Raw genomic sequence first — 11,970 nt, 5'->3', positions numbered from 1 at the left:
CATCAAGTTATCGGCCGCCAGCGGCGACCGGCCCGATTTCCAGCCCTGCCCCCATCCGGCCCACGCTGGGCGCGAAATCAGAACTGATAGCCGCGCTTGTTCAGCTCTTCGCGCACGCGCGTCACCATCTCGGTGGAGATCACGTCGCCCCACTGCTTGGCCGCACCGATGGACAGAGCCGTCAGCTCGGGCCCGAGCTTGGCGAACTTCTTGCCGACCGGCGACTGGTAGAAGGCGGCGATCTCGTTCAGCTCCTCGGTGGAGAAGCGGCGCGCCCACACTTCCATGATCGTGCGGTCGAGTTCCGGACGGCGGTTGGCGAGCTTCAGCGCAACCTCGTTCGTCACCTCGTCGATCACCTTGGTGGCGGAAGGGTTGGTGCGGATGAACAGGGTACGGGTCTTGTCGGCGATCACCGGCAGGATGTCGTCGAAGGAACGGAAGGCGTTGCCGCCCTCGATCGCGGCGCGCGCGGCGGCCAGATGTTCCTTGGTGAAGGTTTCCTGGTCGCCGGCAGCCGCGTTGCCGGAATTCTGATTCTGGGTCTGCGCCATGGCGGGCGCGGCGAAGGCCAGGCTTGCGGCAAGCGTGACGGCGGCGAGGCCGCCCGTCAGGCAGGAATGGATCGAACGCGTCATGTCTTTCTCCGTTAGTTCGTCTCGTCGGCCGTCGCGACCGCGATCTGGCGCACGCCGGAAGGGCCCGCCACGTAGGCGGCCTTGGCCAGGCCGATGAAAAGTCCGTGTTCCACCACGCCGGGAATGGCGGCGAGGCGGTCGGCCAGACCGGACGCATCCGGAAGCCGGCTCCAATGGGCATCAAGAATGTAGTGTCCGCCGTCGGTCACCAGCGGGGAACCGTCAGCGGCCTTGCGCAGCACGACGTCGCCCTTGAGAGACAGCGCATCCGCCACCTTCACCACGGCGCGCCGGGTGGCTTCCAGGCCGAAGGGCATCACCTCGATCGGCAGCGGAAAACGGCCGAGCGTCTCCACGAACTTGCTGTCGTCGGCGATCACCACCATGCGCCGGGAGGCGGCCGCCACGATCTTTTCGCGCAGGAGCGCCGCGCCGCCGCCCTTGATGAGCTGCAGCCGGGCATCGAGTTCGTCGGCCCCGTCCACCGTCAGATCCAGTTCAGGCGTCTCGTCGAGCGTGGTCAGCGGAACGCCGAGCTCGCGGGCGAGCGCCGCCGTGCGCTCCGAGGTCGGCACGCCGACGATATCGAGCCCGCCGGCCACCTTCTCCGCCAGGGCGCGCACGAAGAACTCGGCCGTCGAGCCGGTGCCGATCCCAAGCCGCATGCCCGACCGCACTTCCTCAAGCGCCGCCAGGGCCGATGCGCGCTTCAACTCGTCGCTCATTTCACCTCCACGCTATCCGCCGCGCCGGGCAGTCCCGGAACGCTCCGCACCGTGGCGGGCGAGCATTGGCGGATCAGGCAAAAGGGCTCCACCCGGCATCCGCGCCTCGCATTGCGGTCGCGTCCGGGTGAAGCCGGATTCTGGCTTTTTGACGACGCTGAAAAACGGCGTCGGCGGCTGAATAGCATGGCAGGCCCGGTCAGGCCACAGTTTGAATGGCTTGTTGAAGATCTTGCGCACAAGGCGGCACGTCTGCCCGCGCGCGCTTCGCCGCCATTTCTCCTGCACGCCGCGCCCCGTCCGGGCGCCATTGGACGCACCGCATCGCGCACAGGCGATTCCCGCGCCGGCCGCCTGAGCTTTTGCGTTCAAGCTTTCGTCATTGGGCTCCGGTCCGCCGCAAGTCACGCTGTCTCTACGGCAATTGGCACAAAATCGAGGGATATCATCCCGAGTAAGCTTCTTCGCCGTTTCGCGCTGCAGCAAAAATTAAAATATTAAAGAATTATGGGGTTCGCTTGCATGTCTTATATGTGTTTCCCGCATGAGTAATATTTACAGTTAACCAAGAGTTCATGATTGGCGCGGAATATGCTGGCATTCATGACCTGCCCTTCCGTCTCAGGAGACAAAGATGGCTTCGCGCGCATTCGGTTTTCCAGGCTTCGCCCGAAGGCGGATGCAGGGCAGGGAGACCGCTCCTGCCGAGGCGCAGCAGGATGATGCCGATGTCGTGCGGCTGCCCGACGATGCGGGCGGATCGTCCATGCACGCAGCCGACATTTCGGAAACCTTCGACCTCATTGAGGCCGATCTCGCGGTCGCCGCACGTTCCATCGTCTCCAGCGCCGGCGCGGTCAAGGACGAGATCGACGGTCAGACCCGGATCATCTCCGGCATCCGCGCCGACACCGGCCAGCTTTCCGCGCGCTCCGAGGAGGCCAACGCCAACGCCTCCCAGCTCGCCGAGGCGATCGAGGAACTGACCAAGACGAGCCGCGAGATCGGCGCGCAGGTCGCCTCCACGACCACGCTCGCCGAAAAGGCCGGCGGCATCGCGTCGGAGGCGAATGACGGCGTCAACGAGTTGCGCGAGGCGGTGCAGAAGATCGCGGACGTGGTCTCGATGATTTCCGCGGTGGCCAAGCAGACCAACCTTCTGGCGCTCAACGCCACCATCGAAGCGGCGCGCGCGGGCGAGGCCGGCAAGGGCTTCGCCGTCGTCGCCAACGAGGTGAAGCAGCTCTCCGAACAGACCCAGCGTGCGACCGACGAGATCAGCTCCAACATCTCGCAGCTGCAGGTGACCGCGGAAGGCTCCATCGAGGCGGTCAACCGGGTCATCGGCGTCATCGACGAGATCCGTCCGAGCTTCGTCGCGGTCGCCGGTGCGGTTGAGGAACAGGTCGCCACCACCGACGAGATCGGCCGGTCCGCCCACATGACGGCGGATTTCGTGCGCGAGGTTTCCGAACGCGTTGCCGCGATCTCGGCCGCGACCGATGCGGCGGATGAAACCGGCTCCCGTATCACCGAGGCGAGCAATCGCATGACGGGGCTGACCGAGGCGCTTTCCACCCGCTTCACGATGCTGATCCGCCAGACCGAGGCCGGCAACCGCCGCCGGCACGACCGCTTTCCGGTGGACCTGAAAGGCCGGCTGGAGGGCGCGGGTCTCGAGCTTGCCGTCAACACGCTGGACATTTCCGAAGGCGGCACGCTGCTGAAGGTGTCGCAGACGCGTCCGGTCGCAGTGGGCACGCGCGCCGTGCTCGTGCTGCCGGAAGTGGGCCGGCTGCCGGTCACCGTCGTCGGGTCGAGCGCGCTGGGCCTGCATTGCGCCTTCGCCGACCTGGACGAGGCGACGCGCGCCGGGCTCGAAAGGCTGATCGCGCGGGTCAAATCGGAAAACGAGGGCTTCATCAGCGCCGCGAAGGAGACCGCCGCACGGATCGAGGCGGCCCTGAGCGAGGCCGTGCAATCCGGCCGGCTTTCGCTCGATGCGCTTTACGACACCAATTACAAGCCGGTGCCCGACAGCAATCCGCAGCAGGTCACCACGCGGGCCCTGCCGGTTCTGGAAGAGATCCTGACGCCGGTGCAGGAACAGCTGCTGGAGGCCTCCAGGGGACGCGGCATGACCTTTTGCGTGGCGGTCGACCGCAACGGCTACCTGCCGGTGCACAACCGCATCTATTCCCACCCGCAAAAACCGGACGATCCGGCCTGGAACGCCGCCAATTGCCGCAACCGCCGCATCTTCGACGACCGCGCCGGCCTTTGCGCGGCGCGCAACACGCGGCCCTTCCTTATCCAGTCCTATCCGCGCGACATGGGCAACGGCCAGATCGTGTGGATGCGCGAGATCGACGTGCCGCTGCACGTCTTCGGCCGCCACTGGGGCGGCTTCCGCACCGCGTACAAACTCTGAGGGCGACGAGGACGGCGGGACGGGAAGGGAAGACGCGCGCGGCGAAGTCGGTCCAATTTCCTTTGGTTCGCCTATCTTCCATCCGCCACCGCGCGGCAGAAGCGGTCGATCTCTTCTTCCGTGTTGTAGTAGTGGAGCGATGCGCGGGCCAGCGCATCGAACCCGCGCGCCGGCAGGTCGAGACGCGAGGAGCCGGCCTGCGTGTGGGTGATGTTGATGTTGCGTGCCCGGAGCCGGCGGCGGATCGCCACCGGTTCCTCGTCGGCCTTCGAAAACGTCACGATGCCGCAACGCTCCGCTCCCAGATCGTGGACCTTGATGCCGGGAATGTGCGAAAGCTCCCCCCGCAACGTCTCCGCCAGCATCTTCACCCGGGCTTCGATTTCCTCCATGCCGAGAGCGAGCGCGTAGCGGATCGCCCGGCCAAGCCCGATCTGGCCGGCGACGAAGCGCTCCCAGGTCTCGAACCGCATCGCGTCGGCCTTCAGGCGATATTCCGTTTCCGACAGCCAGTCGCTCGCCTGAAGATCGACGAAGGGCGGCTGCATATCGCCGACGACTTCGTCCGAAACCCACAAGAATCCCGTACCGCGCGGGCCGCGCAGGTATTTCCGGCCCGTCGCCGACAGCATATGGCAACCGATCCTGGCGACATCGATCTGCAACTGGCCGACCGCCTGACAGGCATCGAGCAGGTAGAGAACGCCGTGACGGCGCGCGATGGCGCCGACGTCCGCCGCCGGGTTCACCAGCCCGCCCTGCGTGGGCACATGTGTCAGCGAGATCAGCCGCGTGCGCGGCGTGATCGCGGCTTCCAGCGCGGCCAGATCCACCTGACCGGTTTCGTCGTTGTCGATGATGTCGATCTCGATGCCGGCACGCGCCTTCATCTGCAACAGCGCGACGTAGTTGGACACGTATTCGGCACGTGCCGTGATCACCCGGTCGCCGGGCTTGAAGGGAATGGCGTAGAAGGCCATGTCCCAGGCCCGTGTGGCGTTTTCGATGAAGGCGATCTCGTGCGGCTTGCCGCCGACGAGGTCGGCCGCGGCTGAATAGAAAACGCGAAGCGCCGCGTCGGCTTCGGCGGCCGCCTCGTAGCCGCCGATTTCCGCCTCGCGTCTGAGATGGCCTGTCACGGCATCGAGCACCGGGGCGGGCGGCAGCGCGGAGCCGGCGTTGTTGAAATGCAGGACATGGGCGCAGCCCGGGGTTTCGCGGCGCAGGTGATCGATATCGAGAGGCACGGGAACTCCGTCGGGAGAGGGCGGGAAGGCGGAGGCTAGGACGTTTTGCCTGCCGGGTGAAGAGAGACAGCCAATCGCGATGCGCGCCTCTTGCATCGGCTTGCCGTGCCCGACATGTTGCCTGCCCATGAACGACATGATCTTCTATTTCGGTTACGGCTCGCTGGTGAATGACGACACGCGGGCGCCGGGCGGCGTGGCCGTTGCGGGTCGGCTTTCCGGCTGGGTGCGCGAATGGCGCATCGCCGGGCCAACCTCCTATGGCGGGGTGTGCAGCCTGACCGTGCGGCCGGAGCCGGGTGCCGAGGTCGCCGGCGTGATGGTGCGCGAGCATCGCGACGGGCTCGCCGCCCTCGATGAGCGCGAATGGCGCTACGAACGCTGCGACCTTGCCGATGGTGCGTTCCGGTCGGATGCTGACGCGACGTTGCCAGCGGCGGGTTTCGTCTACACCGCGCGCGCCGAACATTACCGCTGGGGCGATGAAGACCATCCGATCCTGCAATCCTATGTGGATTGTGTGCTGGCCGGGTTCCTGAAGCTGTGGGGCGAGGCGGGCGTGCGCGATTTCGTGGAAACGACGCGCGGCTGGCACGTGCCGATCCGCGCCGACCGTCAGGCCCCGCTCTATCCGCGTGCGGTGAGGACTGACGACGAGGCACTGAGTTTTTTCGACGACGTGCTGCGCGAGGCCGGGGCGCGCTGGATCTGAGATCGGTCCCGCGCCGCACTCAGCCGGCAAACCCCTGAAGCGCGTAGCCGATCACCCAGGCGATGCCGGCGGCCGCGAGCCCGATGCTCAGCGTCTCAAATCCCGATGCGTACCAGCTCTGGGTCGACCAGCGGCTTTTCATCGAGCCGATGGCGAAGAACACCACCGCCGTCATGGCGAGCGACAGCTCCGCCGAACCGGCGCCGCTTGCGAACAGGAAGGGCATGAGCGGTACGGAGCCGAAGATCACGAAGGCGGTGAGCGTGGAAGCGGCGGCCCTGAGCGGCGAGCGCAGCGTCGTGGCGAGGCCGAATTCCTCCGACAGCATGGTCTCGATCCAGGTCTGGCGCTGCGATGTGATCAGCACGACCAGCGTTTCCAGATCCTCGCCGGAATAGCCCTTGGCGCGGAAGATCTGGCGGATCTCCTCCCGCTCGCCTTCGGGCGCGCGGGCGATATGGCGTTCTTCCATGGCGTGCAGACGGTTGTAGTCGTCGACCTCCGTCTTGGTGCCGGAATAGTTGGCGGCCGCCATGGAAAAGCCGTCGGCGAGCAGGTTTGCAAGCCCGAGAATGAGCACGATGGAGGCGGAAAGCTCCGCGCCCACGACGCCGGCGACGATGGCGAACGTCGTCACCGCACCATCGATGCCGCCATAGACCCAGTCGCGCAGGTAATTGACGCTCGGACCCCGCCCGAGCCGCCGGGCGATGGCGGCCGGCGTGTGTTCGTGTTCCAGCTGCATCGCGTCGCTCTGTCTGGCCGTTTGCGGGTTGCGCCGTCATAAGCGGTGGTCTTGAATAGACCTGCCGTGTATAACCCGCCGGGGTCGTGCGCAAAAGCGACAAAGGTACCGTATCGGCATGTGCGTTCCGTCAAAGGCTCCGCAACGTCGCGGGCCCGGAGGCGCGGAGGAGTAGGCCGCGACCGTTAGTGGATCAGGAGAAGGTTATGGCGGAGAAGTGGACACCGGAAACCTGGAGGTCTCGGCCTATTCAGCAGGTGCCCGATTATCCCGATGCCTCGGCGCTCGAAGCCGTCGAGGCGAAACTGGCAACGTACCCGCCGCTGGTTTTTGCAGGTGAAGCGCGCAAGCTGAAGAAGCAGCTGGCGGAAGTGGCGGAAGGCCGGGCCTTTCTGCTGCAGGGCGGCGATTGCGCCGAGAGCTTTGCCGAGCACCGCGCGGACAACATCCGCGACTTTTTCCGCGTCTTTCTGCAGATGGCCGTCGTGCTCACCTATGCGGCGGCCTCGCCTGTCGTGAAGGTCGGCCGCATCGCCGGCCAGTTCGCCAAGCCGCGCTCCGCGCCGATGGAAAAGATCGGCGATGTGGAGCTGCCGAGCTATCGCGGCGACATCATCAACGGCATCGATTTCACCGAGGCCGACCGTCTGCCGGACCCGCAGCGCATGGAGATGGCCTATCGCCAGTCGGCGGCGACGCTGAACCTGATCCGCGCCTTCGCGCAAGGTGGCTTCGCCAACCTCGACCATGTGCATCAGTGGATGCTGGGCTTCGTCAAGGACAGCCCGCAGGCCAGCCGCTACCAGACGATCGCCGACCGGATTTCCGAGGCGCTCGACTTCATGCGCGCCTGCGGCGTCGATCCCGACAGCGCCCCGCAGCTGCGTTCCACCGATTTTTTCACGAGCCACGAGGCGCTGCTTCTGGGCTACGAGCAGGCGCTGACGCGCATCGATTCCACCTCCGGCGACTGGTACTCGACCTCGGGCCACATGGTCTGGATCGGCGACCGCACCCGCCAGGCGGACCATGCGCATGTGGAGTTCTGCCGCGGCATCAAGAACCCGATCGGCCTGAAGTGCGGCCCCTCGATGGAGCCGGACAACCTTCTGAAGCTGATCGACATCCTGAACCCCGCCAACGAGGCCGGCCGGCTGACGCTGATCGCGCGCTTCGGCGCCGACAAGGTCTACGACCATCTGCCGGCGCTGGTGCGCGCGGTGGAGCGGGAAGGCCGCAAGGTGGTGTGGTCGTGCGATCCCATGCACGGCAACACGATCAAGGCGGCGACCGGCTTCAAGACGCGCCCCTTCGAGCGGGTGCTGGGCGAGGTGGAAGCCTTCTTCGCCGTGCATCGGGCCGAGGGTTCGCACCCCGGCGGCATCCACATCGAGATGACCGGCAAGGCCGTGACGGAATGCACCGGCGGTGCGCGCGCGATTTCCGAGGACGATCTCTCGGCGCGCTACCACACCCACTGCGACCCGCGGCTCAACGCCGACCAGGCGCTGGAGCTGGCCTTCCTGGTGGCGGAGAACATCAAGAAGGAACGCGAGGACCGCAGCGCCGAGGTGGCGGTGGTTTCGTAAAGGCCGGAATGGTTTGAAATGATTGAACGGCCCGTCGTCCTTGCGGATGGCGGGCCGTTTTCATTTGTGGAGGATGCTCGTGGGGGCGTTCGTGATACGGAGCAAGCGGCCCATCCTTCGAGACGGCCTGCGGCCTCCTCAGGATGACGTTATCGTGTTGTTATTTCTATGAATCCATCAACATGCACAACGTCATCCTGAGGAGCCGTCGGAAGACGGCGTCTCGAAGGATGGGCCACCGGCACCCGCTTCTTCCAAACCAAATCGGCCCGCCGCTCTTTCGAGCGACGGGCCGTTTCGCGTCTGGGGGACAGGCGCTTTTGGCGTGCCGGGTTTCAAACCTCCGGGGTCCCTTGAAAAACCCCGGCAAGCCCGGCTGGCGGGGAGAACGGCGGATATGCGCCGTTCACCAGATCCAGAACAGGAACGACCACGCCGTGACGGGCGCGGCCATCGCCACCGCGAAGAGGGCAGTGGCAAGCGCGGTGCGTACAACTGAGTGGCTGCGCGCATGGAAGATGCGGGCCGCGAGCCAGCCCGACCACAGGAACGTTCCCGCGATCGACAGGGCGCGGATTTCCGACAGCCACGACAGCGAGAAGCCGTCGGCAGTGATGATCGTCACCGTGGTGGAGAACAGTCCCAGGATCAGCCCGCAGGCGGCCAGCGGAATGAGTGCGTGGGAGAGGTGGTAAAAGCTCTTCGCGCTCCACCGGCCCGTCGTGAGCACCCCGGCCGCAAGGCACGCGCCGATGATGGTGGAAATCGCGATGGCGAGCCCGAAGACGTAGATCAGCAGCACCGAACCGTCGAGCACGGTCATCACGTCGCTCTGGGCGGGATAGTTGGTGAGCACCCACCAGGGCATGCTGGTCTGGAGCGGCCACAGCATGCCGTGTTCGACGAACCAGGTGGCGAGTGCCTGCTTGATGGTGACGAAGTAGGGGCTCGACGACCACTGGAAGGCGCCGGTGGCGATGCCGAGCATGCCGAAGATGACCAGAAGGCTGTCCCAGTGGGTCGCGGTGCGGCTAGAGACCTCGACGATCTCGGAATTGGGCGAACGTGCCTCCAGCTGCACGGCATCGCGGAAACCGGCGCAGCGCGCACACATGTGGCAGCCCGACGAGCTTTCCATGGTGCGCACGGGCACGAGCGGGGCGCAGTTGAAGGGCTCGCGGGAAGGGCTGCCGGGCGCGCTCGCATCCCACGCCTTGCGATCCACGGCGTAATGGAAGGGCGCGAGCTTGGTGAGGAGGCCGAAGACGCCGGAAACCGGGCAGAGATAGCGGCACCACACGCGCTTGTCGTTGCCGTACATGTAGCCGATGCCGATGGCGGCCGCCGTGGAACCGCCGAGGATCAGCAGCGCGGGAAGCGGATACTGGTAGACGGAGATCATCTGGCCGTAGAGCGTGGTGCACGCGAAGGCGACGAAGGGCCAGCCCGACCAGCGGATCCAGCGCGGCACCGAACGCTTTCGCCCGTGCCGGCTGGCGAGCTCGGACAAGGCGCCTTCCGGGCACATGGTGCCGCACCACAGCCGGCCGAACAGCACGATGGAAAGAAGCACGCCCGGCCACCAGATGCCCCAGAACACGAACTCCGCGAAGACCGTGAGATTGTTCCAAATGTGCGCGGCGAGGGGCGGCAGCGGCAGCAGGGTGGGCACGATCAGCAGCGTGGCGTAGATGGCGACGATGAACCACTGCACGATGCGGATGAGACGCTGGTGGCGGCGCAGCCAAAGCCCGACCGCGGCAAGCCGTGGTCGGGTCCGGGCAGGGCCGCCGATTTCCAGATCCTGGGTGTAGAGGGTGGTGCTCATTGGGAGGCCGCCGTCGCTGGTGCTGCCTCCGAGACCTTGCCTCTGCTGCGGCCCAGGCGGAACAGCAGGGCCACACCGCCCCAGTAGACCACCCAGACCAGCACCGTCGCCGGGTCGGGCATGGCGCGGTAGCCGGTGAGCGAGGCGATGATGCCGCCGATCCGGCTCATGTCGTCGATGAGGAACGAGGTATCCCAGACCGGCTCCATGTAGGGGATGAGCCCGAGCGAGGCGAGATTGCCGACACCGGTGGTCACGAGCGCGCAGGCAAGCAGCAGCAGCAGCGCCTCGGTGACGGAGAAGAACAGCCGCCACGACAACACCCGGCCGCCGAGCTGCAGCACCGCATAGGTGAGAAGCGCCAGCGCGAAGCCGGCCGCCGAGGCCAGCGCCACCGTCGTCGTGCTGACGCCGGGACCGGCGGCGAACATGCCATAGAGGAAGACCACCGTCTCGCTGCCCTCGCGCGCGACGGCAATGGCGGCAAGGACAGTCACCGTCCACCAGCGCCCCGTCTGGGCCGCGCTCTCCACGCCGTGCTGAAGCTCGCGCTTGAGCTGGCGGCCATGCTTGCGCATCCAGAAGACCATCTGCACGATCAGCCCGGCGGCGGCGAGCACCAGCGCCGTCTGGAAGTATTCGAGGCTTTCGCCCGACATCACGGCGGAGGCCTCCAGCAGGCCGTAGGCCAGCACGACAGCCACGGCGAGGCCCGCGAGAACGCCGCCCCAGAGATAGCGCCTGCCGGCGGAATAGGCCGCGTTGTGGGTGATCCAGGCATTGAGGATGCCGATCACCAGCAGCGCTTCGACGCTCTCGCGCCAGACGATGAACAAGATCTGAGTGGTCATAGAGGCGTTTCCCGCGTCATCTGGCTGCTGACATCGTCACTTGGCGATAATCACGCCGTTGGCGCTCTCCATATCCATGTGGAATTCGTCGTAGAACTTGTAGGTGCCGGGCGAAAGCCGGCGGATGACCACGAAGGAGGTCACGCCGGGGCCGACGACCTTTTCCTTGCGCAGCCGCAGGCTCTCGAACTCCGCCGCCGTCGTGCCGGTGTTGCGCACGATGATCTTGAAGGTCGTGCCGGCTTCCACTTCGAGCTTCTGCGGCGTGATCACGCCATCCTTGAGCTCCATGTCGAAGGTCTTCATCTCGTCGGCCGCTGCGGGCAGGGGAGCGACGAGCGCTGCGCCGAAAAGGGCTGCGGCGAGAAGGCCGGATATGGCGGAACCGGATATGCGAAGCGGATGGGTCATGAACGTGTGCTGCCGGCGGAGTTGGGAGGGACCGGCGCCCGAAAGCGCCGGCCCTGTTGGACGTATCGCGAAAGGCTCAGTAGCCGCCCTTCTTGCCGACGCCGGAGAACACGAACTCGTATTCCGTCGTGAACGGCTCGAACCACGGGGCGACACCGGTCTCCTTGTCGACGTGACGGCCGAACTCCTTGCCCGGAGCCGAAACCTTGAAGGTGAGCTTGTACTTGCCCGGGCCCATCAGCTTGACGTTGTCGCCGTAGTGCGGGCCGTCATTGGCGACCATCGGCATCAGCGGGCCAGACTTGGTCTCGCCGCTATCTTCCTTGGTGAGGGTGTACTCGATGTTGAGATACGGGGCCCACTCGCCCTCGGCCAGGCCGTTCTTGTTGTCGGCCAGCGCGTGAATGTCGGCTTCGAGGTGGATGTCGGACTCGGCAGCCGGGTTCATCATGCCCGCCGGCTCCATGACGATCGGCTGGAGGTAGACCGCCGCGACCTCGAGACCGCCGGCTTCCTGGGGCTCGCCGATGGGGTATTCGACCGCCTGCGCGGGAACGGCGAACGCCATGGCCATCAGTCCGGCGGCGAGAATGCTGACACTCGTCCGAGTCATCTTGTTGAATTCCTTGCTGCTCTTCTTGAGTTCTGTGGCGGCTGTCAGTCGGCCCGACAGGGCGCAGGCAGGCTGACAACCGTCATGCGGGGACGGGCCGAGGGAGGGCGGTCCGCCAGTCTCGGACCTCCGCGCGACTTGCGGGGGAAGCGCTGCGGCGATCCTTAACTTGAAACTAAG

General features: G+C 66.0%; 11 protein-coding genes. 3 read left to right on the top strand and 8 right to left on the bottom strand.

Annotation, left to right across the window (positions count from 1 at the left end; genetic code table 11):
* Positions 1 to 77: 77 nt before the first annotated feature.
* On the bottom strand, positions 78 to 638 hold the full coding sequence (locus V2L18_RS17855; protein ID WP_336179657.1) for a DUF2059 domain-containing protein: 561 nt from the start codon (positions 636 to 638) through the stop codon (positions 78 to 80).
* A gap of 11 nt (positions 639 to 649) precedes the next feature.
* Entirely contained in the window at positions 650 to 1,363 is a 714-nt protein-coding gene (gene rpiA / locus V2L18_RS17850) for a ribose-5-phosphate isomerase RpiA (RefSeq protein ID WP_336179656.1), read from the bottom strand.
* 634 nt (positions 1,364 to 1,997) lie between these two features.
* Between rpiA and V2L18_RS17845 the strand changes: the two genes are divergently transcribed.
* The gene (locus V2L18_RS17845) at positions 1,998 to 3,794 is read left to right on the top strand and encodes a methyl-accepting chemotaxis protein (protein WP_336179655.1); all 1,797 of its coding nucleotides are present in this window, start codon (positions 1,998 to 2,000) and stop codon (positions 3,792 to 3,794) included.
* A gap of 71 nt (positions 3,795 to 3,865) precedes the next feature.
* Here the strand turns inward: V2L18_RS17845 and V2L18_RS17840 are convergent, their stop codons facing one another.
* Complete coding sequence (locus V2L18_RS17840) at positions 3,866 to 5,041, bottom strand: aminotransferase class V-fold PLP-dependent enzyme (RefSeq protein WP_336179654.1); 1,176 nt, start codon at positions 5,039 to 5,041, stop codon at positions 3,866 to 3,868.
* A 127-nt stretch (positions 5,042 to 5,168) separates the two neighbouring features.
* Between V2L18_RS17840 and V2L18_RS17835 the strand changes: the two genes are divergently transcribed.
* Positions 5,169 to 5,753 carry a gamma-glutamylcyclotransferase family protein gene (locus V2L18_RS17835; RefSeq protein WP_336179653.1) on the top strand — a complete coding sequence of 195 codons (585 nt, stop codon included), beginning with the start codon at positions 5,169 to 5,171 and terminating at the stop codon, positions 5,751 to 5,753.
* A 19-nt stretch (positions 5,754 to 5,772) separates the two neighbouring features.
* Here V2L18_RS17835 and V2L18_RS17830 read toward each other — a convergent pair whose 3' ends face one another.
* The gene (locus V2L18_RS17830; protein WP_336179652.1) at positions 5,773 to 6,498 is read right to left on the bottom strand and encodes a VIT1/CCC1 transporter family protein; all 726 of its coding nucleotides are present in this window, start codon (positions 6,496 to 6,498) and stop codon (positions 5,773 to 5,775) included.
* A 206-nt stretch (positions 6,499 to 6,704) separates the two neighbouring features.
* On the opposite strand from V2L18_RS17830, the gene V2L18_RS17825 reads away from it, so the two are divergent.
* A complete protein-coding gene (locus tag V2L18_RS17825; protein ID WP_336179651.1) occupies positions 6,705 to 8,087 on the top strand; it encodes a 3-deoxy-7-phosphoheptulonate synthase class II in 1,383 nt (460 codons plus the stop codon).
* Between the two features lie 406 nt (positions 8,088 to 8,493).
* Here the strand turns inward: V2L18_RS17825 and V2L18_RS17820 are convergent, their stop codons facing one another.
* The 4 genes from V2L18_RS17820 to V2L18_RS17805 all read right to left on the bottom strand — a co-directional run bounded on the left by V2L18_RS17820 (position 8,494) and on the right by V2L18_RS17805 (position 11,790).
* Positions 8,494 to 9,915 carry a 4Fe-4S binding protein gene (locus tag V2L18_RS17820; protein ID WP_336179650.1) on the bottom strand — a complete coding sequence of 474 codons (1,422 nt, stop codon included), beginning with the start codon at positions 9,913 to 9,915 and terminating at the stop codon, positions 8,494 to 8,496.
* Positions 9,912 to 10,766: an FTR1 family protein gene (locus V2L18_RS17815; protein ID WP_336179649.1), complete on the bottom strand. Its 855-nt coding sequence runs from the start codon at positions 10,764 to 10,766 to the stop codon at positions 9,912 to 9,914. Before V2L18_RS17815 ends, V2L18_RS17820 begins: the two co-directional genes overlap by 4 nt.
* Positions 10,767 to 10,802: 36 nt before the next feature.
* Positions 10,803 to 11,177 carry a cupredoxin domain-containing protein gene (locus V2L18_RS17810; protein WP_336179648.1) on the bottom strand — a complete coding sequence of 125 codons (375 nt, stop codon included), beginning with the start codon at positions 11,175 to 11,177 and terminating at the stop codon, positions 10,803 to 10,805.
* Positions 11,178 to 11,253: 76 nt separating this feature from the next.
* Entirely contained in the window at positions 11,254 to 11,790 is a 537-nt protein-coding gene (locus V2L18_RS17805) for an iron transporter (RefSeq protein ID WP_336179647.1), read from the bottom strand.
* Positions 11,791 to 11,970 lie beyond the last annotated feature (180 nt).

Origin of the sequence: Breoghania sp. JC706 (genome assembly GCF_037026715.1) — a bacterium.
Taxonomy (GTDB): Bacteria; Pseudomonadota; Alphaproteobacteria; order Rhizobiales; family Stappiaceae; genus Breoghania.
Note: the sequence above shows the minus strand (reverse complement) of the source record. Positions and strands in the feature narration are given on the sequence as shown.

What these genes read in the sequence shown, in the direction of transcription:
- V2L18_RS17830 (WP_336179652.1), bottom strand. Translation starts at nt 6,498, where the DNA reads ATGCAGCTGGAACACGAACACACGCCGGCCGCCATCGCCCGGCGGCTC.
- V2L18_RS17825 (WP_336179651.1), top strand. Translation starts at nt 6,705, where the DNA reads ATGGCGGAGAAGTGGACACCGGAAACCTGGAGGTCTCGGCCTATTCAG.
- V2L18_RS17820 (WP_336179650.1), bottom strand. Translation starts at nt 9,915, where the DNA reads ATGAGCACCACCCTCTACACCCAGGATCTGGAAATCGGCGGCCCTGCC.
- V2L18_RS17805 (WP_336179647.1), bottom strand. Translation starts at nt 11,790, where the DNA reads ATGACTCGGACGAGTGTCAGCATTCTCGCCGCCGGACTGATGGCCATG.
- V2L18_RS17835 (WP_336179653.1), top strand. Translation starts at nt 5,169, where the DNA reads ATGAACGACATGATCTTCTATTTCGGTTACGGCTCGCTGGTGAATGAC.
- V2L18_RS17810 (WP_336179648.1), bottom strand. Translation starts at nt 11,177, where the DNA reads ATGACCCATCCGCTTCGCATATCCGGTTCCGCCATATCCGGCCTTCTC.
- V2L18_RS17815 (WP_336179649.1), bottom strand. Translation starts at nt 10,766, where the DNA reads ATGACCACTCAGATCTTGTTCATCGTCTGGCGCGAGAGCGTCGAAGCG.
- V2L18_RS17845 (WP_336179655.1), top strand. Translation starts at nt 1,998, where the DNA reads ATGGCTTCGCGCGCATTCGGTTTTCCAGGCTTCGCCCGAAGGCGGATG.
- V2L18_RS17855 (WP_336179657.1), bottom strand. Translation starts at nt 638, where the DNA reads ATGACGCGTTCGATCCATTCCTGCCTGACGGGCGGCCTCGCCGCCGTC.
- rpiA (WP_336179656.1), bottom strand. Translation starts at nt 1,363, where the DNA reads ATGAGCGACGAGTTGAAGCGCGCATCGGCCCTGGCGGCGCTTGAGGAA.